The following is a 23,909-nucleotide window of genomic DNA, read 5'->3' on the forward strand; positions in this document are numbered from 1 at the left end:
CCCATAGCACCCGCCGCCATGGCAAATCCGACAAGAATTATTCGTGGACGCGCCACCTGCGCGAGCGCGGGCAACGCGAGCTTTAGAGGATTTTCTCGATGCTACGCAGAAAGGGGGCAGAAACACTACTGTCCAAAATAGGTTTTTGAACTCATCGGCCAAGCACAGTTTTACCGCGCATTTAAAGGGTTGTTGGTTGGCCTGCATTTGGTTCATACAACGGCCAGCCTGTTTTCGGGAGCGGCTCGTCACACGTCAAGTCCCCAGCAAAAGCACAGCTTTCACCATTCCAGATCGCCTATTTTGGACAGCAGTGATCCCTGACGGGGGGCAATCCCATGATGAAGGGCTGCGCCACTTCTTATGAGTTATTTCGGCGCTCTCAGCCGGTAGAAGCGCTGTGGGATGAGGGCGGGTGCAGAGTCTGTGAATTGTATGGAACCGGTGAAATTCGTCATGGTGGCGAAAGGAATCCAGTTCACACAATTGGACGAGATCTCGAGGTCATATCCGGGAGCCGGGTCACCAGTAGCGCTTAATTGCAACGCGCCGCTGCCATTGAGAGAGCAGAACGTGAATCGAATCGCAGTTGGCGGCAGTGCATCAACAATCGAAAAAGCTACGATTCCGTTGTTCCCATCTATGGCAAAAACTTTTCCACCGCCGAACACAATCTGTCCGACGAAATTGGCATTTGGCTTTTGGTTCACTGGGAAATTGACCCGTGCAAGCAAAACCGGGCTGTTGATGTTGGAAATGTCGTAGAGATCCAGTGTGTCAGGGCCGTTGGTGTTGCCGCAGTAATTAATTGCGCCCAACAAATTGCGCGTGAAGTCAATGCCAACCGGGCCGGTCGATCCGGGTAAAAACGTGTATGCAACCAGGTTGCTGGTGCCGAGCGAGCCTGTTATCGAAAAGCCGGATTTTTCAAGCCGGTCAGCCTTGCGCTTCTGCCAGAACGTGTTGGTCGGGCCGAATTGCAAGCTGCGGCCGATTGAACCCGGGAAATAATCCTGCGGACCGCTCCTGGAAATCCAACTCGTCAGGCTGCTGTTGACCGGAGTGAATATCGCACAGACGTTGGTCCCGTAAGCGTCAATCATGATTTGAGTGTTCGTGCCCGCGCCTTGCACAGCCAAAGTATCTCCCCAGCGAACCGAATCGGTGCGTCCGGCGGGTTCGCCTGAAAAAATCGTGGTTGGGATTGCAGCGCTGCCGGAATTCGGCCAGCGATAAAGTTTATACGTCGCAACGCCCCCGCCACTGGTGCTCATGTTGCCTGCATAAACCGAGCCGTCGTCGGAAACCGCAACGCTCAGCAAAATGATGCTTCCACCGGTAATCCCAGTTGTGTTGAGTTGATATAGGTACTGGCCAGTCGTCGCATCCAGAACGTTTACCGTCAACCCGGTGGTCGCGCCCGTGCGGCTGACGACGATGACCTGGTTGGAAAGAGAATTGTAAGCGAGGCTGCGTTGGTTCGGAGTACTGGACACGTCAGTGGTGACGTAAGAGCGGCTGCCCGGCGCGAGACTCCACAGTGGCTGCAGATGCGTCGGGCGGAAGGATGGCTGAGTTTGAATGGTAAAATGAGTCGCGGACCATGTGGCTGGCGTTCCACTCAACCCGGCGACTCGCAGCCAGCAATTGGTGCTGGGAGTATTGGGAACCAGCACCAAAGCCGAACCCGAATTCGTGACGCCGTAAGCCAGGCAACTCCACGTTGCAGCTCCATCGGTGGATAGATCAATTCTCACGTTGGTTAAAGAACCCGACCCATTCCAATTCACCAGCGCCAGGTCGCCGGCATTCCAGACTTCTCCTCCATTCGGCGACAATAACTTAATTTCGGCGTTGGGCGCGATGGGAAGCGGCTCGTTCAATGGCACTTCTTTGCGCAATGCCTTGGTGATTTCTCCACCCACGCGCAGATACCAATCGCTTGGAATGGCTTCTCCATCGACATCCAGGGCAAACATGCTTGCGACTGCCGGAGTGGTGCTCATTGTCGGAGCCAGCTTATAGGTGGCCGTGCCCTCATCAATTTCATCGAACATCGCGCCAAAGGCCATATTGCAGCCCACCGAAACCGCGTCATATGCCTGCCGCCAATAAAATCGCCCGCCAAGTCGCGGTATTCCATTTCTCGGTCCACTAGCTACGGCATAACCGGGAAAAATAACCGGCAAGTAATCAATGCCTCTGGGTGTCAGGTCAGCGAGATCGCCGATGTAAGCGGGTTTTGCGACGGAATCCACCTGGTTTGTCGTCTGGTAACGACCCACCGCCCAGGGATTAATCACATCGAAGGAATGATAAACATTCAGCCAGGCGGCGTTGGTTTGCGAATCACCCGCCAGCGCACGCCAGGCCTGCGGCACGCCGCCCACAACGGTGCAACCTGCCGCCCTGAAATTATTGATGATCGTTTGCGCGTCAGTTGGTGGAATGTTGACACCAACAAAGCCCAGGCCCCAGATCTCAACCACCGGCTTGCCCTTGTGCTTGAGATAACGGTTGCTATTGGTGAGCCCCAGTGTTCCCGTCAGGTAAGCCCAATCGTTCTGCAAATGACTGATGACTTGCGAGGGATCGTCATTTGAAATGTCGTATTCCACGCAGAACACACGTCCGTAAGCTTCGGCTGCCGCCCGGACATTCACCAGGTTGGTGGTTTTGAGCGCCCCCCAATCCGCTCCCTGATAAACATCTTTCGTGAATCGCTGCACCAACACGCCATCAATTCCATAGTCCTGCATCCACTTGAAATGGCGCGCCACTGTATTGGAGACATAACAGGAATAGACCATCGCAGGCTGCCCGTTACCCAGCACTATCCCATCAGTCGGAAACAACTCTTCAGGAGGAAATTCTGAAAGTTCAGGCCAGATCGGATGCTTCACCGTACCTGGATTGGGGATGGTATCGTCTCCGGTCCAGTGGACATATCTATTCAACGCAGAGCCATCGCCGGCACAGGCGTGCCAGCCCTGGTATCCAAGTAGAAATTTGTTATTAAGCGTGGAAGAATCAATGGTGTCCGCCTGAGCAGGCAAAGCAAATAATATCAAAAGCAACGTGGCAACATTTGCGGAGCAAATCCGAAAAAGAGAAAGCGGCGACGACATAGAGCAATAATTATGGCAACTCTGAACGTTGTGACAACGACAAAAGGAATCTGAAGTGGGGCGGTCTCAATTATTGACACAGTTCATGATCAATCTCCGCTCCATTGGTAACCGTACTCTGGTGGTGGATTCTCATCACAAGCGCCCAGGCTGGCGCCATTGGTCGTGGTATCGCTCCAATAGATTTTGATATAGCTGACGTGCCCATCCACGAAGCCAATCATATTCATTGCATCATTAAACCGCTCATCCATGCGAGTGGAAGAAAGTGAAAGAGGCATTCTGGGCTGGTGCCACGAGAAGGGGTCAGAGGCTGGAGCTTCAAGTGTAAGGATGGTCGTGGCGGGGTTCTTGATCGAGCTGAGCTTTCGTCCTGAAATGCCAAGGCGGGAGTAATCAATCCCAAACCGGCCCAAATTGGTGCGAAGGTTTCCCGCGTTAAACCCATAGCTCTCATAATCTGTAAAGGGTTGGGCGTGCAAACTTTGGGTGATGAGCACCTTATAGCCATTTGATACGCCATAGTAAAAAGTGTCGGCTGGGCAGGCGAACAGCCGGGTACGCAGCGGGGACTCTCGATCTGTGCCAACGTAACTCTCAATGAGCTTCTTATACCCATGGAAGGTCAGCGTCCAGTTGGTGCGCGTTCCAGGGGTGCGCGGCGTCTGGTCCAGCGAATCATCGATATACTGGTGAACGGCGAGGCTGATTTGCCGCAGATTGTTCAGACACGCAGTTTGTCTGGCTTTGTTTTGGGCGCCTTTTAGTCCCTGAACCAGTAAGGCGGCCAGAACAGCTATAACGCCCACCACCACGAGCAGCTCAACCAAGGTAAATCCCTTCTCCGCTTTATGGTTTCTCTTCACATCAATAATTATTGACACTCCTTGGACAAAAAAGCCTACTCTCTCGCACTCGATCACGGCTCCAAATAATCCCTCTCTTCATTTCCCGAGAATTAGGCACTCCATCCATAAAGTAAAGACAGGACATCCACTTGCCAGGGGGAAGACTCACCCAAAAAGGAATTGGGAACCATACCTGTTATATCTTGACCCAATAGCCTAATAGCCGACACCATTTCGACTACATTTGCTCCATGAGGAAAACTCGCTCCGCCGTTATCACGGCTTTGGTTCTTGCCGCACTCGGTGTCATTCTCTCGATTCTCTTAAGCACGGGTGAACGCGAGCCCGTTTACCAAGGCAAAACTCTCACGTACTGGTTGAGCGATTTTTGTGTTCCCGGACGCAACCCGACTCGCGAGAAACTGGAACAAGATAAACTCGCCGTCCGCCAAATCGGCACCAACGCCATCCCCATCCTGTTGCAATGGATTTCCGCCAAGGATGTCCCCCTCAAACTGGAAATTGTCGATTTTATTTGGCGACATCCCTGGGTGCCTTTTCGTCTCCAATCAGCCGTGGACAGGCAAAGTTTGGCATCGAGTGGCTTCAGTATTCTCGGAAAATCCCAAGCCGGCCCCGCCATTCCCGCTCTCGTTAAAATCGTAAGGACCGGTGGTGGTGAAAGAACCTCCGGTTACGACAACGTGACCTTTCCCATGTGGGCGCTCGCCGACGTCGATCTCGAAGCCGCAACCAATGCTGGCATAAAGTTCGGAACCAATCGGTGGTCCGGAACTAATGTCGTCCCCATCAGTTGGAGCGCACCGCCGGCTGCCGCGAATAAATGAACTTTCGCACGTCGGTACCCGCCGATGTGAATTTCGCAAACCGGCTTGACATCGCAACGCCAAATCCAAGACTTGTTCATTATGATCCCTTGGACACTGGCGGCCTCCGGCAACCACCCGGCAGGAAAGACGAAGTTCCGCTCGCTCACCGCATTGCCGATGTTGCTGGCCCTGTTCTTTGCAACGCCCAATTCGGCATCCGCATTCGAACGCTGGATTTACTGCGCCCAAAACCTGTGGGTGGATCAAAATATCACCAACATGACAGCGCTGATGCAGCGCGCTGCTGCCGCCGGTTACACCCATGTGCTCATCACGGATTCGAAGTTTGGCCACCTGGCGGACATGGATGCCCGCTACTTCCGCAATGTGGACACGCTCAAGAAAGCGGCGCAAAAGCTCGGACTGGAAATCGTGCCCGCGGTTTTCCCGGTTGGCTATTCGAACGATATTCTCTACCAAAATCCCAATCTGGTCGAAGGCCTTCCCGCCCGTAACGTTCCGCTCGTCGTGAGCAACGGTGTAGCCCGCGTGGTGCCGGACCCGGCCATCATTTTTCCAGGTGGCGATTTTGCCGACCTGTCGCGCTGGTCCTGGAAGGATCCCAACGTCACCGCCGACAATGGCACCGCCAAAATCAACAACCCCAATGGGGCGAATGCGCGCATTGTCCAGCATCTCAAAGTGCGGCCGTTCCGCCAGTATCATATTTCTGTGCGGGTCAAAACGCAGGATTTCCCGACGCCGCCCAACGTGGCGGTATTGGCCGGTAACCAGTCGTTGAATTTCGTCAATCTCGGTGTCGAACGAACCCAGGGTTGGAAGACCCATCACGTGGTTTTCAACTCACTGACCAATACCGAGGTCAACGTCTATTTTGGAGTCTGGGGCGGGACGAAGGGAACGCTCTGGTGGGACGACGCCGTAATCGAGGAAGTCGCTTTTCTCAATCTCATCCGCCGACCGGGAACACCACTGACGATTCGCAAGGAGGAAGGCGCCAGCCTGGTTGAATCGCAGGACTTCACCAAGTTGGTCGATCCGCTGATGGGAACCAAGCCTTGGAATGGTTCCTACGATGTTTATCATGCGCCGCCCGCGCTCCATACCAGCCTGCCCGACGGCACCCGGTTGCGCGCCTCCTGGTATCACGCGATGACTGTCTATGATGGGCAGGCGATGATCTGCCCGTCCGAACAGCAAACAATGGCGCTGTTGCAGGATCAGGCTGAACGGATGCACGCGGCCTGGGGAGCCCGCGGTTATTTCATGTCCCACGATGAAATCCGCGTGATGAACTGGTGCGCGGCCTGTGAAGCGAGGCATTTGGATGCGGGGGAGATGCTGGCCGACAACGTGCGTCGCTGCGCGGAGATACTGCGGAAGGTCAACCCGGGTGGCCGCATTTATGTCTGGAGCGACATGTTCGACCCGCATCACAATGCCCATGACAACTATTTCCTTGTCCGTGGCAACCTCGCCGGTTCATGGAAGGGCCTGGACCGCGACATCATCGTGGTCCCGTGGAACTACGAGCAACGGGATGCTTCGTTGAAATTCTTTGCCGAATTGGGCAACCCCCAGTTGATCGCAGGCTATTATGATGAAGACCCTGCCAGGATCACAAACTGGCTCACCGCCGCCCGCCCATTCCCCCGCATAGTGGGAGCGATGTATACGACCTGGCAAAACCGGTTCACAGATCTGGAGAAGTTCAGCCAGCTCATCTCCGCCTTTCCCGCTCCGGAAAAATGATTGGCCTTAACGAAATTATAGAAATAAGAAGTTACCATGACAAAACATCGGATCTATACAACGAGCTTCGCGAGTGTCTATCCACTTTATGTCGCCAAGGCAGAGAAAAAAGGACGCACGAAAGCAGAAGTCGATGAAATCATTCGTTGGTTGACGGGATACAGCCAGCAGGAATTGGAGGCTCTACTGGAAAAACAGACAGATTTTGAGACCTTCTTTGCGGAAGCTCCTCAACTCAATCCTTCGCGTGCTTTGATTAAAGGTGTGATTTGTGGTGTCCGGTTGGAAGAGATCAAAGAACCAACCATGCAGGAAATTCGCTACCTGGATAAATTAATCGACGAGCTGGCAAAGGGAAAAGCAATGGAGAAGATTTTGCGGAAATAATGATTTTCAAGGGTTGAAGGTGAAGGTGGAACGCTGAAAGAGAAGCTGCTGCGCCGTCTGCACCTGTTTATGAGATGGCTTCTAGCGAGTGGAATCAGCATCGTTGGTCTGAATATGGATTGCTTGTTATTTGGCATTCATGCGCGGGGCAACTGCCACCTTGAAATGGAATGTTCCACGCATTCACTAGCAGGGCCCACGCCACCAATCGCTTTTACTGGGAAAAGCGAAAAGGATGATGAGTGTCAATAGAGGGGGTTGATCTCTAAAGTTTCGATATCAGGATCCAGCCTTAAAAGCCAAACTCCTTTACCTCTCCACATTTTTGCATGAGAATCGAACCTTGTAGGCGCTCTTCCAATAATGACAACAAGTCCTGGAGCAAGTAACGCGCAGGCAAAACGGAGACGCCGACGTGAAATGATTGGCAATTGTGACCGGCATTAAAACAACCAGACAACGTCTTGGCATGGTGCAGTTCGTGATAATTTTGCTCGCCCTGTCTGCATGTGTTGCTGTGGCAGCCCATGGTCAATGGGTGATTACACAGCTTCCCTATTCGCTTGCGATGGAACCATCAATCAACAACAGCGAGGAGATAGTGTGGGCTCAGAATGGCGGAGGGATATATTCATCCGTAAGGGGAGCGCTTGCCAGTTCAGGACTTTCTCCTCATCTGGCGAATAGTGGAGAAGTAGTTTACGCCGATTGGTTTGGCGGCCCTTATTGGGATTTGGTCAGCACTACACGCGGGCGGATGACACAAGGCGGAATAATTGACGTTAACTCATCGACGTTCGATGTGAACGCTCTGGGAGAGGTGGTGTATGGTGTCCGAGACACGAATGACTATTACCAGGTGTATTCAACCGTTCGGGGGCAGATCACCTTTGGTGCGAGGGATCACTATTATCCGTGCATCAATGACAAAGGTGAAATAGTCTGGCAGGAGTATTTGGACGATGGGGGCAGAGTGAATGTTTCTTCCATACGAGGGGTTTTGCCCGGTGACTCTCATAATATAGTGGATTTGAACAATGCTGGCGATTTCTGCTCTTTTGACAGCCTCGAAAAGACATCAGGCTATTACACTTGGCCACATCTATTTTCCAGCGCGCATGGCTTCCTCATCAGTGATCCCGACCAATTTCAATTCGGTGGCGGTATCAACGATGCCGGAACGATCGTGTGGGCTGCCCAGAACTATATTTACAAAGCCACGTGGACGAACGGTCCTGCCTTATCCATTGTTTCGACCCCTTCCGGTTTGGCTCTGGAATGGCCCACCAATGTCCCGGGTTTCCATCCTGAATACACAACAAACCTTGCAAACCCTGCCAGTTGGCAGGCATTAACCGGCAATCCTGTCACAAACAGTGTGGCCTTTCACCTGCCAATCGAGCAGAGCCTGGGCAATTTCGTCTTTTTCCGACTCTCAAACAGAAATCCGTGATTTGTCTCCCGCCTCAGGGGGCACTCCTGAATGCCCTTAGTTAAGCCTTCATTGGACTCGAATTCGATGAAGCTTAGTTGTGGACCTGACATGGAATTCTGCAAGCACAGTTTTAGGAATAGAGGAACCAGCTGCGAATGGTGAGCCGTCCATTAATTACTCCTTGGATCTAAATAGCTTCAGTTTCTCGAAGGTCGAAAAATGAATTCCAAAACCGGAATGAGAATAATCTGAAATGATGAGCAAGATGCGAATCTTTCTAAGCGCCACGAAGCCGGCGCGATTCAAATTCTTCTATGTTTTTTTATCGGTCCGGCGCTATAATCGAGGGCAAGCATATGAACCTGAATCGCCGTAAATTTTTGACCGTTTCCGCGTTGGCTGGAATCGTTAGCGCCACCACTCCACGTCCCGTCCAGGCGGTGACTTTGCCCGATCCCTCGACGAAGGCGCGGTTGCGTTTGTCGTGTCAGGATACGGTTGCGCCCGGAAAAACCATTGCCGAAAAACTCGATTTCCTGGAGGCCAACGGCTTCGAAGCTTTTGAACCGCATGGCAAGAATTTGTTGGAGATCGCTGATGAACTGCAAAAGGCAATGCAAGGCCGGAAGATCAAGATAGGCGTCATTTGCGGCGGCATGCAGGGAAGTCTTATTTCGGACGACGAAGCAGTTCGCAGCAAAGCCATGGACAGCATTAAAGAGGTACTGACCGCCGCCGGCGCTTTGGGAGCGACCGGCATGGTCATGGTGCCTGCCCGGCCCAATCAAACCAAGCTCGAGCATTGGGAAGCCCGCGAGTTGCTCGTCAAAGTTCTGCCTGAAATTGGCGAGCACGCCCAAAAAGTCGGCATGCATATGCTGCTCGAACCGCTCAACCGCAAGGAATGCCATTTCCTGCGCCAGGTTGCCGACGGTGCCGCCATTTGCCGTGACGTTAATCATCCCGGCATCCGCGTGATGGGTGATTTCTGGCACATGACGTTTGAGGAAACCAGCGATATGGCCGCATTTGTTGCCGGCGGCAAATATCTCCGGCACGTTCACATGGCCAGCCGCAAGAGCCGGAAAATGCCCGGCGAAGACGCGGGCGACAATTACGTGGACGGCTTCAAGGGGCTCAAGCTCATCGGCTACCAGGACCTGGTCTCCTTCGAATGCGGTCTCAAAGGTGATCGGAGCAAGGCCCTCATTGCCGCAGCCAAACTCCTGCGCGAGCAGTGGGAAGCCGCCTGAACAAATCACGCCTAGTGGGATGTTTTGTATCTTTCGCGTGATAGTTTTTCGCTTGAGGCTCCCGCGTGATTGCGGGAAACTTCCCGCATGAATTCCAGGAAGCAATATTCGGCTCAGCCGCGCTTGGCTGACAGTGGTTCTAAACCCTCATCCTCCGCCATCAAACGACGCCACTTCCTCAAATCCGCTGCCGTGATCGGAGCATCGGGATTTCTCCTGCCTCGCTTTAAACTTTTTGGGGCTGAAGCCCCGAGCAACAAGTTAAACGTCGCCCTGATCGCCACCGGACACCGGGCGCAGGAACATTTCGAGGTGATGTCCCACGAGAACGTGGTGGCCATCTGTGATTTGAATGAGCAGCATCTGGCTTCCGCCGCCAAGAAATTTCCCAAGGCGAAGCAATACGCGGATTGGCGCCTGTGCCTTGAGCAAAAGGATATTGACGCCATCGTTTGCTGCACATTGGATCACACGCACGCCTTTGTCACCAACTGGGCGATGAACCGCGGCAAACATGTTTATTGTGAAAAACCGCTGGTGAACACCGTGGAGGAAGCGCGCCTCATTCGCGCCACCTGGCTGAAGAACAAGGACAAGCTCGCCACGCAGGTTGGCACACAGCGGCATCAGTTCGAAAATTTCAACCGGGTGCGTGAACTGATCCGCGACGGGGCCATCGGTGAATTGCAGGCGGTCAGCGCCTGGGGTAACCGACAGGTTCCGCGTGCCGGCTATCTGCCCGCAGCGGGCGATCCGCCTAAATATATTAATTATGATTTATGGCTCGGTCCGGCCCCTTTTCACCCCTACAACCCGGAATACTTTCTCGGCGGTTGCCTGCATTGGAACATGCATTGGGATTTCGGCAGCGGGCAGGTGGGCGACATGGGAAGTCATACCATGGATCTGGCCTGGAACGCCATTGATGCCGGACTGCCCACGTCCGCCGAAGGCACGGGCGATCCGTTCAATCCAGAAGTGACGCCAGTGAAACTTCGGACGCGCTTTGATATTCCGGCCAACGACTGGCGTCCTCCCATTCAAGTGTCCTGGCATCAAGGCGGCGCGATGCCGGAGTCGCCGCATCGCGGCATTGATCTGGATAAAATTGACCACGGCGTGTTGTTCAAAGGGCGCAAAGGTTCCCTCGTCGCAGATTTCAATTCCCGCATTCTCATTCCGCGCAGCGGAGACAAAGTGGAAGACGACGGCAGCGGGTATAAGCCTCGTCCCAAGAACGAGCAGATTCCGGCCATGGGCGTTTTCCAGAAGGAATGGATCAACGCCTGCAAGGGCAACCTCAAGACCTCCTGCAACTTTGGTTACGCCTGCGACATGATCGAAATGATGTTGCTTGGCCTGGTGGCCTATCGCGCCGGCAAGAAGATTAAATACGACGGCGCCACTGGACAATGCACCGACTGCCCGGAAGCCAACCAATACCTGAGCCACACCTACCGGAAGGGCTGGACGCTGAACGGGTAAACGGATCAAAGCACCCGCCAACGCCGTCAGGTGCGAAACGGAGTCAAACTGACTTTACTGGAACATCTGTGTGGTAGAGGAGTTGACCGTGGTTATCGGTCATGTGGACGCGCATTCGGTCTGATCGCAGTGAAACGGTGGTGAAACCGGATCGGGATTGGGCGAATTTTGTGCGCTCGGTTTTCCTGGTGTTACGAACCTGCGACCCGGCCCCGCAACAAAATAGGTTCAGGTCGCCAGCCATCAGATGTTGAAGGTCGTGGTCGTGGCCGTTGAACCAAGCTTGCACCTTGTGTTCCTGCAGCAGCGGCAACACGTCCTTGATGAGTTCAGCGGTGTCTCCGTGTTCACCGCCGGAATAAATGGGATGATGTCCGATGACAATTTTCCATTGGGCCTGAGAAGCGATGAGAGCGTTTTTGAACCAGGCGATTTGCTTTTTCACATCCTGAGTTGTGACGTTGGGGCCGAGTCTGCGGTGACGATGATAGCTCTCGATCATCGGCGAGGTGTCGAGATAGAAAAAGTCGGCGGTGGTAGATTTGTCAATGTGATGTGTTTGCAGATAATAGCGGGCGGGCATGTTCCAGCGAGGGTGGGAGCGGGCATATTCCAACTGTGCGTCGCAGTTGCCATTATAATCGTGGTTGCCGAGGATGACATGCCACGGAATCTGGAGGGCGGGGTCGCGATAAACATGCTCAAAGGAGGTCTGCCATTGAGGGTCGCTGGCGGAGGCGACGCCATTATCATAAAAGTTGTCACCGGCCGAGATGATAAAACGGACCTTGGTTGCCTTGGCGGCAAGTGCCATTTGAGCGGCAACTTCAGACTGGTCGCGTTCGCCATTTCGCCCCCAATCGCCGAAGACGATGAAGTTGAAACCATCCGGGGAGAGGGGACGGTCGAGTTCGGCTGCAAGGAGGTTGTCAGGAAGAAAACGGCTGGCCACAGCAACCTGAGTGGCCACGAAGAGTTTGCGGACAAATTCGCGTCGAGTCTGTTTCATATTTACACCATTAGCGGGGATTGAGCCACAGAAACGAGTGAAGTCAATGGGTGGCGGCCAATTGTCACCTGAGTATTACACTGCCGTGACAATTTTGGCTTTTCTGAGTCACAGGGATATTACCGGAGCAGCTGTTTTGGCTCGGGCTTTACCTCACGGTGGGAGGGTTTGATTCCGCCATGGTGGACGAGGTTGGTAGCAGAATGGGTGCGCAATTAATTTGGGTTGGCTCCTTTACAGTATCACTGTAAATAACTGGGCCGACCCCTTCACACAGCGCGCCGCACTTGAGAGCCGCAACGAGGTTCAGGGGCGGAGAAACTGCACCGGGTAATCTTTTTGCACCGTCGAGCCATCGAATTGGTCGGTGACGGTGAGGCGGAAAATGTAGGAGCCGGTCGCGAGGCTGCTGGCGGGGATGGTCAGCACCGATGTGTCGGCTCCGCTGACGCTGCCGGTGAAAGCATTGGTCGAAGAAGGGGCCAGCGCCCAGTGAAAAGTCATGAGCCCGAGGCCGCCCACGCAATTGAAGGGGCTGGTGAACGCGGAAGCGTCAAGGACCACCGAGGTCACGTTGGTGGCGAGTTGAAACACGGCCGGAAGCGGACTGGCATTCAGGGTCACGAAGTTTCCCGGCGGCAGATAGGGGGCGGTGTTGGTGCTGCAAGGAGTCCGGAATTGCGCGTTGGAGTCGCGAACTTCAAATTCGTACGCAAACTCGCTCGTTCCGGTGAGGCCCGTCACAAACACATGCACATCGTAAAAACCATTCGCCAGCGACTGACGGAAGATTTTCAAACGGGAGGCGTTGAAGCCTGCGACGCCGAAGGGATGGAGGTCTGGTCCCCGGTCCGAGTTGTTTATTTTCCATTGGTAGGTCAAGGAGCTGTTATCGCAGGTGGCCGGATCAACGACCGCGCCGACATCCAAGATACTGAATGGATCGACCTGGGTGCTGAAAAGGCCGATAAGATCAAAGGTAAGATGAGGGTAATAATCCGCGAGCATGGCCGTATCACCATCAATCATCGGAACATTGTTTTCGAAGATATAACTTCCCGCCGGCAGGAAAGGTGTGGTTCCGGGATTTTGCGGGTCACCGGGGAGCAAATCTTTAAGCGTCAGGGTCAAGGTCAGGTTCGTGGTGAGTCCGCTGGAACCGGTGACGGCGAGGTTCAGGCCATAGACCCCTGCCGCGAGAGAGTTGTTTGTGATCGTTAAGCGGGCCGCATTTAGACCACTGACATTGGCAAGGATCGGCGAGCCGTTCGTCGTTAACTGCCAGGCGTAGGACAAGCCGCCGTTGCCAAAACAACTGGACGGATCCACGAAGGCGGAAGCGTCAAAGCTCAAGGTTGGAACCGACAGGGCGTTTGTCAGACTGGTCGAGGTGATGGAATAGCCATTGCCATTGCCATTTAATTTGAGGAACGTCCCGACAGGCAAATAGGGTGCGGCATTCGTGCCACAGGGCGAGACCAGGCGGTAGTGGCGCGGGCCGGCCTGGAGCGGGTCCAGCACTACATAAGTGTTGGTCTGCGATGGGGTCACTGAAACCGGCGTCCAATTGGTGGAGTTGAGATTGGTGCTGAATTGCAGGCCAAAGGCGGAGTAGTTCGTGGGCCACGAGACGAGGAGGTTCGTGCCCTGCTGGAGGATTTGCAGCCTGACCGGAGCGGCGGACAGCGTGGCGGAGATCATGCTCAACCCCAAAAAGAGGCAGGCAAATAATTTTTTCTTCATGATAGAGATTTACCAATGCACCCCGGCGAGACAGTGCGGCCAAATTTTGGAGAGATTGGAATTTCTTACAATGAAAAATCGGGCGCGCCTTTGTATTTGTTGCTTCGAAAGAATTATACCGAATGCGAAAATTAATTCGTCCCGTTTAATGTTTTGGTTCAGGCGGCGGCGCGCTCCAGCCGGCAATGCTGCCGCCGGATCCGAACTTTACCCCCGCCTTGACCGCGGCTTCGGGATCAAGCTCGGCCAGGGGCAAAAATTGGAAAAGTTTGAGCACCGACACCGGAAGTTTTGGTGCCACCGCCTTGTTTTACGATCTCAACCAGCGCAGGGACGGCGGAGGTGGCTTGCAACCGTCCGAGAATGCTGAAAGCGCTGGCGGCCATCATTTGTTTGTCCACCGCCGATTCGACGCGAAAAGGCACACGGGGATGCTCGTAGATCCAGACGATTATTTTATGTTTTAGCGGACCATCTTTCGCAGAAATCCATCGCAACAAAACGGGTATGGCATTGGTGCCAATTTCACGAACGGCGGCGCTGTCCCGCTGCAACTGCTCCGGGCTCGCCTTGGCCCCGGGCAAATAATCGCTCAACCAAAAGCTCAGCTTTCTGCCTTGATAAACCGGTTCGGTTTCGCGCGGTCTCAAGGCAATCTGAATCATGCCGCCCAACACGGCGAGAATGAGAACCGTCAACAAAATGCTCAACTTTTTCCTCACGCGAAAAACGATCAGTTAATTGAGATTTCCCATATGAGTTCCTGCCACAGCCGGCGCCGGGTTTTTTTGCGATTTACTTCCTGCTCCATGGTCTTGCAAGCCTTTGCACAGGCTGCTTTCTCTTTCCGAAAAGGACAAACCAAATTAAGTACACTCATTTGATGCTCTCTGACTCAGGTAAAGGCGGTTGCTGACGTGGGTTGTAAATCGAAGGGTGAAGTTTTGGTTCGGACTCTACTTTGCGGTGGGATGGTTTGGTGAGCGAGGTTGGAAGCAAAATGGTTGTGTAATTACTTTGGTTTGATCCCTTTTAAAGCGGCTGCTCCAGCCGAAGTCGCGATACGGTTCGCGGGCGAATATCTCCAAGTACCGGGTTGGCATTCTTTCCAGGACTTCACCACATTGCCGCTCGTTTTCGAATGTGACGACGGTACGGTGCCCAATGCTCTCGTTTCTACGGCCGCCCAGGAAAACGTGCGCAGGCGCGACCGTTGGCAGCTCAAAAAATTCGAACATCGTCCGGATTTTTGATCCGTTGTTCAAATCCGCGGACGAGTGCAGGGTAAAACAACGGTCATGCAATTGGTGCTGGTCCAGGAACTTCATGGCGCGGTTTTCGATTTCAATCCACTGAATCAAGTACCATTGGAACAAACTCAATTGCATGCCCTCGAAGTGCCGAAAAACGTCCTCGTTTCCAGTCAACGCCCAACAGAAGTGGCGGCGGCCATCATCGCCAGTATAGAAATGAAACGGCGCGTGAATGCGCTCCCGCCATTGCTGACGGTACGTTTCACTATGTGCGACACAAAGCGGGTCACGAACGAGGTGAATGAGCCGCAGGTTGGGAAAAAACTCCAGCGCGGCGACGTAGGCCGATTTCAGGAATGCGTGGCTGGATTCAAGATAGATACTTTCTGGAAGCTGTTCGATGTACACACGCTTCTTTGCCAAACGTGCGCGGATGCGGTCCACCCGCCCGGCAAACGCGTCGTAAATCGCCGGGCCAAAGAGGGTCGGGTTTCCCCAGTCGAAAAACGGCTCGTGACGGCTGGCGCAATCGAGCACGTTGTTGCGGAAAAGCTCGCGCAGGTAAAGCGTCCCTGAACGTGCGCTGGCCAAGGTGAAGAAAATATGTTTCATAGAGCGGACGCTACTTGCATCCCGACCTCAGAGATTCTTGCAGACGCAGACCACTTCCACCGGGTGGGGGATATCCGGCTCGAACATGGTAGTGCGGCGTCGGTCAAAGACGGTAAAACCAAACCGGGCATACGCAGATTCGGGCCGGCGCCCGGGATGTGAAAAGAACGCCCCGTAACATCGCTCGATTCCAACTCCACGCAGTCGTTGTTCGTAAGTCTCCCATAGTTTTCGTCCTATCCCGCGGCCGCGATATCGTGCGTCAATATCCAGATGGAGATGCGCGGCGCCATCGGGATGTTTGGGTTGTTCCTTCATTCCTGCAGTGAAGAGCCAGCGAACGAACTTCCGGCTGCGGGCGTGATTCGCATAGCGTCCTGTGGCGAATCGGAAGCCCATTTTGGAAGCGGTCTGAAATCCACACCACAACTGGAGCCAATCAAAATAACGGGAGACTGAACCTAAAAGATAGCCAACAATTCTCCCGTTCGCTTCGGCAACCATGCTCCAGCCCGGTTCGTAGTCGAGGTAAGGGCGTGTGAATAATTCAGCAAACAAATCATGGTCGTGAAACATCGGATCGACAGGCCGCCCCAGAAACCCGGTCTCGCAGCAGAGACGCTGAATAGATCCGTGGTCTGATGTTTTGCACGGCCGGATGCAAATTTGTTCCTGGCAGGGCGGCTCGCGAAGCAGCACCAAGTCCTCGGCCACTACCGAGTTTTTTGCCCCATTGAAAACGTGTCCATTCAGCGCGATTGAACCATTCCCGTCTGCAATCATGCGATTCCTTTCCGGTGGTTGGGAGCGAAACAATCCTTGCCGCGAATGGCCGGTGCGAAATGCTCAAGGTCTTCTCTCAAACCTGTTGACCATACCAAAGTGTAAGGTTTCAGATATATCTCCAGCGTAATTTTGCCAAGTAGGTGATACCCTACAAAGGGTTTTTCACCATCGCATCATCCCAAACGCTCTCAATCCTCCAGCGCTTCCATAGGTGCTCGTAATTCTGTGTCGCAAAAAAGTTCCGGCGGCGAACACCGCGCATCCGGCTGCTGCAAGACCGAGAGCCATTTTCACTCACTTTTAAAAGCTAATTTGGACAGTAGTGACTCGACAACCCCAATCACTTGGATTTACCGTGCCGTCCGTGAATAAGAAAAAACGCCGTTTATCTGCCAAGCCACACGTACCTTGGGATCCGCTTCGTCAGGGAACCGTTGTTGCCGGCACGTTCTTTTTAGTCGGCATCGTGCTCTTGACGGCCTCCAGCATCATTATTTGGCAGACTCGAGACTTTGTTCACAGCTCGATACCAACATCCTGACACGTTGTGGGATGGTTTCGTTCTTCGAAGGTGAGCGATGTTGGAAGCAAAATGGGTGTACAATTAATTAGGGTTGGCCGAAGTTTGCACCCTTTTTAAACTGCAGGGCTTGGCAACCGTTTCCAGAACCACCGACGCATGGAATGTTTGGGTACGTCAGGCAGGTCACCAATCACATTGTACCCCTGCTTGGAGTAGAATCCAGGAGCCTGAAACCCGAAAGTGCTAAGATAAACTGCTTCGCAAGACTGATCCGCCGCCAGATGTTCCGCGTGTTTCAATAACTCAGTGCCATGGTTTTTATCTCGATGATTCTCATCGACCCATAATACATCGACATGGAGGACATTCCAAAACATCTCGCCGGTTAAACCGGCGATCAAATTGCCCGCATCGTCACGAACTGTCAAAACGATCTCTCTTGTATTCAATGCTCCGACGACGCGTTCGTTAAAGGCTTCAATCCGCGTTCTTAATTCCGCGGCTATCATTTCGCAATTTGCTTCTTCGCGCACTATTTGTCGCATTGGATTATCGCCTCGTAGTTAATGTTTCATTTCACCAACCCCGACATTGGAGTCGAAGGTATCCCGCCTTTCACCGGCAGCAAGACTACCGACTCGACGGGTGCTGGTTCGCTCCAGTGAATGGTCAAGCATCAGAGGAAAACAAGCAGGCAGCCGGCACAGAATAATGCCGCTACTCCAATTAGCCACGCCCTGACCGCGGCGGAACGGAGTGGTCTCAAAAAAAATGGGCTGCCCAGCAGCAAGAACACCGAGGCTGCGAGAAAACCATAGGACATCGGGCCTAACAGCGGAGACAAAATCTGGTAGACCGTCATCCCGTGTGGATGCCAGCCCACGTCGTAACGCCAGGTAATCCTCAGGGCCAGTCCGTAAAGGCAGGCGAGAACAACAAATGCCTCCAAAATCAGGAACAACCGTTTCCAGTGAATAACAGACCTTGGTGTAGATGCGCACATGATCCTTAGCGCCCAGGCTTGGCGATCGCCGCTGAGAGTGGGCGAGAAAAACTAGAACACCATCCGAACAGAAAAGCAATGCCGAACCCTGCAGCGACACCCGTTTCGAGGAAGTCATTTGGGCCAGCTTCGTGCGCTACGCGAGGTTGGAAGCAAAATGGCTGTGGTAATTAATTAGGGTTGGTCTCTTTACAGGATCAAATAGTGTAAATAACTGAGAGCGACCCCCTCCATACCGTTTTACCTTTTGGTCCAATGCCCTGATGGGCGACCCTTTTTTGCTGCGGCGAAACTGAGGTAACATAAGCAACTTTTCCAAGATTAAAGGCTGTGTTTAACTCAAAAATCGGTGGACAGTTACCTGGAGCTTTGATGTAATCCGAACCAGTCAGCCTCTGTTCCAGCGCACTCGTGTTTTGCGCTTTAGTCAACAGAGCCAAAAAATCCACATCGCCTCGAGACATGGTTGAAAGTTTTGCTTCAACGAATTCGCTTTTTGTGAACCGGAATTTCGGTTCACGGTTATTGGAAGGAACAGTCACAAAATTAAAAACAACTAAAAGGAAAAGAATGAGTATCAGAAAATCACTTCAATTCACCGCCGCTCTGGTGGCAGCGGGCGTGCTCTCGGCCGGGCCGGTGGGCGCGAAGCCGAACGGCATTGACGTTTCCAACAACAACCACTCCATCAATTGGAACTCCGTCCGCAGCTCGGGCATGGTCTTCTCGTGGGCAAAAGCAACCGAGGGCACCTACTTCACGGACGGCTATTTGGCCGGCAACATGAAGAACGGCAAGAACGCGGGCATTTACATGGGCGCATATGATTTCGCACGGCCCGATTTGGACACGCCGCAGGCCGAAGCGAATTATTTTTGGAACGTCGCCAGCTCCTACATTAAAGCCGATGGAAAAACTTTTGTGCCGATGCTGGACTTTGAAACATTCAACGGCCATGTGGGCGCAAGCAGCTATGGCGACTGGGCAAATCAATGGTGCAATGCCATTGTAAGCAAAGCTGCCGCCAAAGGCTTGAGCGTCACGCCGGTCATTTACACCAGCTCGTGCAGCGCGTGCAATTTGAGCGGCATTTCACATTCATGGGGCGCGTGGCTCGCCAATTATAACGGCGAAAACCCGCAATCCGGAAATCCCTGGAACATTTGTACCAGTTGCGAAGTTTGGGGCTCGGGCGCGTGGGACATCTGGCAATACACGAGTGGCCTCAGCGTCTCCGGCATTTCCGGCTCCGTGGACGGGGATGTCTACAACGGCAGCACGTCGCAATTGATCGACCAATTCCTCGTTGGCGGCAGCTTCCAGGCGGCGGTAGAATTGAAACCAAGTCCCATCACTTACACCAACGGCCATCGCGTCGTCTTCGCGACCCAGGACAACGGCGCGGCGCCGTGGGACTCGCACACGACCGGCGTGAGCGGCAACGGCACATGGACAGGTGAATGGCTCGGCGACAACAACGCGCAAATGTGCGCCAGTGCCGTCGTGCCGGTTTTGAACACGAACGGCTACATGGAGATTTTCTGCGTTGGCGATGATCTCGGATATCTACGCCACAAATGGAATACCGGCGAAGGCACGGCCTGGAGCACGTGGCAAACCGTCGGTTTGGATGGCACGAACAATTACGTTGGCAATCCCGCCGTGGTTCTTCGCCAGGACGGCGGCGTGGAAGTGTTCGTTCACAACGACAACGGCGGCTCGGTTCAGCATTATTATCACGGGAGCTTTTCCGCGACATGGAATGACGGTTCGCTCGGCGGCTCGATCGGCAGCGATTGCGCAGCCATCATCAACGCGAACGGTTACCTGGAAGTGTTTGCCACCGATGTGAACGGCAATCTCGTTCATCGCTGGAACACTGGTCCTGGCACGGCTTGGAATAGCGGCGGCTGGGTGTCGCTTGGTGGCGGCAACAAAGGTCGTCCATGCGTCGTTGCCCGCAATGATGGTGGCGTGGAAGTGTTCGTGCGCAACACGGACAATTCCGTGAATCACTATTATCATGGCAGTTTCTCGGACACCTGGGGCTCCGGCTCAGTTGGCGGCACAGTCGCCTCGAACATCAGTGCCACGCAAAACGCAAGCGGGCACATCGAAATTTTTGCCATCACCTCCGACGGCAATTTGTGGCACAACTGGAATAACGGAACGGGCACGCCTTTTAACGGTTGGGCGCACATCAGCCTCTCCGTCACCCTGCAAAGCGATCCGACAGCCATTGTGAACAGCGATGGCACGACGGAAGTTTATGGCCGCGACGCGGCAACCAGCAATGTCGGCCATACCTACAACAACGCCGGTACCTGGACGGCATGGTCGTCGCTCGGCGGCCCGGGTTGATTCGCTAGAATATTAGGGTGGGGTGGGCGTCGCCGCCGGTTGGCGTCGCCCGCCCGGATCAAACGCCCGTAGAGGGGACGCAGCTTCAGGGCAGACCGTTTCCCGCTGATCTTCCAAGGTCGTTACACGAGGCTCACCTGGGGGTGGATCAAGTTCGTTCCGTTTTCATTGCAAAGTGGAGAAGGGGGGACCGTCGGGTGTGTTTGTATTGATTGGGCTCGGTGGCGTGGGCGCCGTTGTGGGTTGAAAATCGAAGGGTGAAGCTTTGGGTTCGGACTTTACTTTGCAGGTGGGAGGGTTTCATCCCCGAAGGTGAGCGAGGTTGGGAGCAAAACGGCCGTGTAATTAATTTGGTTTGAACCCTTTCCAGTGGGAGGTCGCCCTGTGGGGTTTTGCCCCATCGGATTGGACCGGTCAAATATGAGAGGATTCGGCTTCCTGGTTTCAGGAGCATTGGACCTGGCATAACCGGAGCGCTGCTCGAGCGCTAGCACCGCGTCCGTGGCGTTATACCGAATGCCAAAATTAATTTCCGGAATGGGGAAAAGAACCGGAATGAAAGGAAGTAATAAGCCTGATGAATGTGGAGACTGAAAAAGCCATGACCCTGAGGAAAGAGGAACTTCGTTAATCATTGAGTACAGGATGCTTTTGATTTGAGGCGGCGTTGTCGGCCTTGGCGTTATCTTTCAGATAGCGCCGGCAGCCTCCGCCTTGCCTCAAACCAAAATCCCTCCTGCCATCCGGAAATTTCTTTCGGCATTCGGTATAAGTAGTGATACACCTGCGCAGGCAGTTGGAGTCGCTGGCCCTGAGTTGTGGTGGTATGATTGGTTGACATGGGGATCAAAGCGTTGCGCATGAATATTCGCCGTCTCATCAGTCCACCGGCTTTTGCCGATGGGGGGAAGATGCACACAGGCACGGATGGTGCATCTTGTTGTTTTGAGCCTGTTGTTTGTCATTGATACTCAGTTTTTTGTCTTTTTCCTCCTCCTGCCTAACCAGTGGGCACGATGGCTGGCAATCCTGCTTACCTTCAACTTCACCCTGCCTCCCTTGCTGCTCCTGAACAAGCGCGGTCACACGCGCTTGGCGGGTGTCTTGCTTTTGACGGAGCTGTGGATGATGGCGACGGTTCTGGCTCTGACGGCCCACGGCATTCATGCGCTGGCTGTTTTGATGTTCATCGTGTATGTGCTCATCGCCGGGTTGGTGTTTGGCGGGAGGGGTGGAGTGGTTGCAGGCGTTGTTTTCTGCCTCACCGCGTTGGGTGTGGTTCTGGTGGAATCAACAGGCCATCTTCCTAAGAGCGAAATAGTTTACACACTATTTTCAATTTGGGCGCTTGTGGCCATCTGCATGGAATTCATCGCCATTTTTCAGTTTCTGGCTAATCGCTCGATCAGCGCCGCGTTGAACCAGGCGAGGGAAACTGAAATCGCCTTGCGCGAAAGTGAGCGGCGCTATCGCGAGGTATTCGAAACCACCTCCGACTCCATCTTTCTGATGGATGTCACAGCCGATGGTCGGTTTTTAATCAATCGCTATAATCCCATGGCCGAAAAGGTGGTAGGGCTTACCACGGCTGAAATTTCCGGCAAGACGACTCAAGAAATATTTCCGCCAGATCAGTCCCGGCAAATGATTGCTCATTATAAACAATGTATCGCCCAGGGATCCCCCATCAGCTATGAGGAGCCAATTACAGCGGTCTACGGGCAAAATTTTATTTTTTACACCACCCTCATTCCGATAAAAAATACCGAAGGCCGTATATCCCGCTTTGTCGGAGTGGCGCATGACGTCACCGAACGCAAGAAGGCCGAAGCCGCGCTACGCCACTCCCGTGATGAACTGGAAGCGCGCGTGCAGGAGCGCACCGCCCAACTGCAGCACGTCAACGCCGAATTGCGGCAGGTCAATCAGGAGTTGGATGCCTTCAGCTATTCGGTGTCGCATGACTTGCGGCGTCCGTTGCGGACGGTGACCGGATTCGCGGAGCTTTTGATGTCCGACCATGCTCACGAGCTATCCGGGGATGCTCTGAACCTCTTGACCATGACCAGAGACAGCGCCCTGCAGATGAGCCAAATGATCGAGGCTCTTTTGAGTCTTTCTTACATAGACCGCCAGCCGATCGTGCCGCGTCCCGTGAACCTCACCGCGCTGATGCGCCAGACGGCCAATGAATTGCAGGCCGAATATCCGGGCCGCAACATGGACATCCAAGCAGCCGATCTGCCGGGCTGCATGGGCGACCCGGCTCTGCTGCGGCAGGTGTTTGTCAATCTCCTGTCCAATGCCATGAAATACACCCGCAATCGACCCGTAGCGGTGATTGAAGTGGGCTCCAAAGCAGAAGATGGAGAGGGAATGACGATCTATTTTGTGCGGGACAATGGAGTTGGCTTTGACATGCGCTATGCCGACAAGCTCTTCGGCGTATTCCAACGCATGCACCAGCGCGCAGGAGTTTTCAGGGACAGGCGTGGGACTCTCCATTGTGCGGCGCATCGTTCATCGCCATGGTGGAAGGATTTGGGCAGAGGCTGCGGTGGACAAAGGAGCGACGTTTTATTTTAGCCTTCCCCAAGCTGAGCCTTAAAGGGGCTCACATGCCCTGGCTATTGACTGGCGTGCCGTTGGCACTGTGGATTGTTCGGAAGGGGTTGGAGTTTGCAGCTTTGCTTCGCGGTGGGGACGGTTTCATTGTCCGAAGGTGAGCGAGGTTGGAAGCACAATGGCTATGTGATTAATTTGGTTTGTCCCTTTTCGTGGCTGAAGGCGATTGCTGACGTGGGTTGAAAATTAAGGGGTGACTGAGCGGGGGAGTCGTGGAGGCTAATCGTGTTGAGGTTTGGGTTTTCGAGTGTCGCGGTCCCCCTCACCATTGCCTCTCCCCGAGGAGAGGGTCGTACGGCTGGCGTGTTTGGATTGATTGGGCTCTGTCGCGCGGGTGCCGTCGTGGGTTGAAAATTGAACAGTGAAGTTTTGGTTCCGACTTTGCTTCGCAGTGGGATGGTTTCATTCTGCGAACGTGAGCGAGGTTGGGAGCGAAATGGCTGTGTAATCACTTTGGTTTGATAAACATTAAGTGCTGGCCGGCGGAGGAAGGTTTCCTCCCGGTAGAACGTTATTGTCCGAACGAAGAACAAAATAGCGAACCGAAAGGAAACCTATATGACGAAGAAGTAATGACTCCTCTGATTCTTGTGGCATCCGCACTAGAGAGCTTGCATTGAAAAATTCGATTAAAGCTTGGCAGTCACTAATTTTTTGATATTCTTGCTTCAACCAAAACTGCCGCCGATTCCGATCCCCCCTGATTTTAGAATCAGGGCAGCAAAAACCGATCAAGACCCTTATGAAACTGACGTCTACAATGGCGTTCCTGCAACGCCTTTTAATTCTCGTTCTATTATTAATTCCGCTGGCCGGTTTTGCGGTCACGTATTATATCGATTCCAATGGCGGCAA

Annotated in this window: 18 protein-coding genes and 1 pseudogene; 9 read left to right on the forward strand and 10 right to left on the reverse strand. The window is 53.7% G+C overall.

The features are described from left to right. Nucleotides 1-368: 368 nt before the first annotated feature. Both CFLAV_RS33295 and CFLAV_RS27465 read right to left on the reverse strand, forming a co-directional pair. Nucleotides 369-3,128: a glycoside hydrolase family 71/99 protein gene (locus CFLAV_RS33295; RefSeq protein WP_007418171.1), complete on the reverse strand. Its 2,760-nt coding sequence runs from the start codon at nucleotides 3,126-3,128 to the stop codon at nucleotides 369-371. Nucleotides 3,129-3,217: 89 nt separating this feature from the next. Next, a complete protein-coding gene (locus tag CFLAV_RS27465) occupies nucleotides 3,218-3,994 on the reverse strand; it encodes a type II secretion system protein (RefSeq protein WP_083809177.1) in 777 nt (258 codons plus the stop codon). Between the two features lie 233 nt (nucleotides 3,995-4,227). Between CFLAV_RS27465 and CFLAV_RS27470 the strand changes: the two genes are divergently transcribed. From CFLAV_RS27470 to CFLAV_RS27495, 6 genes are all read left to right on the forward strand, one after another. Continuing rightward, on the forward strand, nucleotides 4,228-4,824 hold the full coding sequence (locus CFLAV_RS27470; RefSeq protein WP_007418173.1) for a hypothetical protein: 597 nt from the start codon (nucleotides 4,228-4,230) through the stop codon (nucleotides 4,822-4,824). Between the two features lie 81 nt (nucleotides 4,825-4,905). After that, nucleotides 4,906-6,579: a hypothetical protein gene (locus CFLAV_RS27475; protein WP_007418174.1), complete on the forward strand. Its 1,674-nt coding sequence runs from the start codon at nucleotides 4,906-4,908 to the stop codon at nucleotides 6,577-6,579. Nucleotides 6,580-6,615: 36 nt separating this feature from the next. Further along, the gene (locus CFLAV_RS27480) at nucleotides 6,616-6,966 is read left to right on the forward strand and encodes a DUF2200 domain-containing protein (RefSeq protein ID WP_007418175.1); all 351 of its coding nucleotides are present in this window, start codon (nucleotides 6,616-6,618) and stop codon (nucleotides 6,964-6,966) included. A gap of 433 nt (nucleotides 6,967-7,399) precedes the next feature. Further along, nucleotides 7,400-8,419 (forward strand): hypothetical protein, encoded by a 1,020-nt coding sequence (locus CFLAV_RS27485; protein WP_150107634.1) that lies wholly within the window; start codon nucleotides 7,400-7,402, stop codon nucleotides 8,417-8,419. A gap of 338 nt (nucleotides 8,420-8,757) precedes the next feature. Further along, nucleotides 8,758-9,654 carry a sugar phosphate isomerase/epimerase family protein gene (locus CFLAV_RS27490; RefSeq protein ID WP_040550463.1) on the forward strand — a complete coding sequence of 299 codons (897 nt, stop codon included), beginning with the start codon at nucleotides 8,758-8,760 and terminating at the stop codon, nucleotides 9,652-9,654. Nucleotides 9,655-9,741: 87 nt separating this feature from the next. Next, the gene (locus CFLAV_RS27495) at nucleotides 9,742-11,139 is read left to right on the forward strand and encodes a Gfo/Idh/MocA family protein (protein WP_007418178.1); all 1,398 of its coding nucleotides are present in this window, start codon (nucleotides 9,742-9,744) and stop codon (nucleotides 11,137-11,139) included. A 43-nt stretch (nucleotides 11,140-11,182) separates the two neighbouring features. On the opposite strand, the gene CFLAV_RS27500 is transcribed toward CFLAV_RS27495, so the two are convergent. The 8 genes from CFLAV_RS27500 to CFLAV_RS27535 all read right to left on the reverse strand — a co-directional run bounded on the left by CFLAV_RS27500 (nucleotide 11,183) and on the right by CFLAV_RS27535 (nucleotide 18,610). Further along, entirely contained in the window at nucleotides 11,183-12,148 is a 966-nt protein-coding gene (locus CFLAV_RS27500) for a purple acid phosphatase family protein (RefSeq protein WP_007418179.1), read from the reverse strand. A 306-nt stretch (nucleotides 12,149-12,454) separates the two neighbouring features. Beyond that, a complete protein-coding gene (locus tag CFLAV_RS27505) occupies nucleotides 12,455-13,891 on the reverse strand; it encodes a hypothetical protein (RefSeq protein WP_007418180.1) in 1,437 nt (478 codons plus the stop codon). Between the two features lie 236 nt (nucleotides 13,892-14,127). Further along, the gene (locus tag CFLAV_RS27510) at nucleotides 14,128-14,613 is read right to left on the reverse strand and encodes a hypothetical protein (protein ID WP_007418181.1); all 486 of its coding nucleotides are present in this window, start codon (nucleotides 14,611-14,613) and stop codon (nucleotides 14,128-14,130) included. A 234-nt stretch (nucleotides 14,614-14,847) separates the two neighbouring features. Continuing rightward, the gene (locus CFLAV_RS27515) at nucleotides 14,848-15,756 is read right to left on the reverse strand and encodes a hypothetical protein (protein WP_007418182.1); all 909 of its coding nucleotides are present in this window, start codon (nucleotides 15,754-15,756) and stop codon (nucleotides 14,848-14,850) included. A 27-nt stretch (nucleotides 15,757-15,783) separates the two neighbouring features. Further along, the gene (locus tag CFLAV_RS33300) at nucleotides 15,784-16,539 is read right to left on the reverse strand and encodes a GNAT family N-acetyltransferase (RefSeq protein WP_007418183.1); all 756 of its coding nucleotides are present in this window, start codon (nucleotides 16,537-16,539) and stop codon (nucleotides 15,784-15,786) included. Between the two features lie 639 nt (nucleotides 16,540-17,178). After that, nucleotides 17,179-17,610, reverse strand: a complete 432-nt coding sequence (locus CFLAV_RS27525) for a GNAT family N-acetyltransferase (protein WP_050785975.1) — start codon at nucleotides 17,608-17,610, stop codon at nucleotides 17,179-17,181. A gap of 131 nt (nucleotides 17,611-17,741) precedes the next feature. After that, complete coding sequence (locus tag CFLAV_RS35265) at nucleotides 17,742-18,068, reverse strand: hypothetical protein (protein ID WP_150107635.1); 327 nt, start codon at nucleotides 18,066-18,068, stop codon at nucleotides 17,742-17,744. A gap of 197 nt (nucleotides 18,069-18,265) precedes the next feature. After that, nucleotides 18,266-18,610, reverse strand: a complete 345-nt coding sequence (locus CFLAV_RS27535; protein WP_192812814.1) for a hypothetical protein — start codon at nucleotides 18,608-18,610, stop codon at nucleotides 18,266-18,268. Nucleotides 18,611-18,638: 28 nt separating this feature from the next. Here CFLAV_RS27535 and CFLAV_RS27540 point away from each other — a divergent pair, with 28 nt between their 5' ends. The 3 genes and pseudogenes from CFLAV_RS27540 to CFLAV_RS37935 all read left to right on the forward strand — a co-directional run bounded on the left by CFLAV_RS27540 (nucleotide 18,639) and on the right by CFLAV_RS37935 (nucleotide 23,037). Beyond that, nucleotides 18,639-20,429, forward strand: a complete 1,791-nt coding sequence (locus tag CFLAV_RS27540) for a DUF8189 domain-containing protein (protein ID WP_007418187.1) — start codon at nucleotides 18,639-18,641, stop codon at nucleotides 20,427-20,429. 1,362 nt (nucleotides 20,430-21,791) lie between these two features. Next, nucleotides 21,792-22,874: pseudogene (locus tag CFLAV_RS33305) on the forward strand (sensor histidine kinase); the annotation flags it as partial. Then, entirely contained in the window at nucleotides 22,855-23,037 is a 183-nt protein-coding gene (locus CFLAV_RS37935; protein WP_425500558.1) for an ATP-binding protein, read from the forward strand. The pseudogene CFLAV_RS33305 and the gene CFLAV_RS37935, both read left to right, overlap by 20 nt. The last annotated feature ends 872 nt before the right edge of the window (nucleotides 23,038-23,909 follow it).

Origin of the sequence: Pedosphaera parvula Ellin514, assembly GCF_000172555.1 — a bacterium.
In the GTDB taxonomy this organism is placed as follows: domain Bacteria; phylum Verrucomicrobiota; class Verrucomicrobiia; order Limisphaerales; family Pedosphaeraceae; genus Pedosphaera.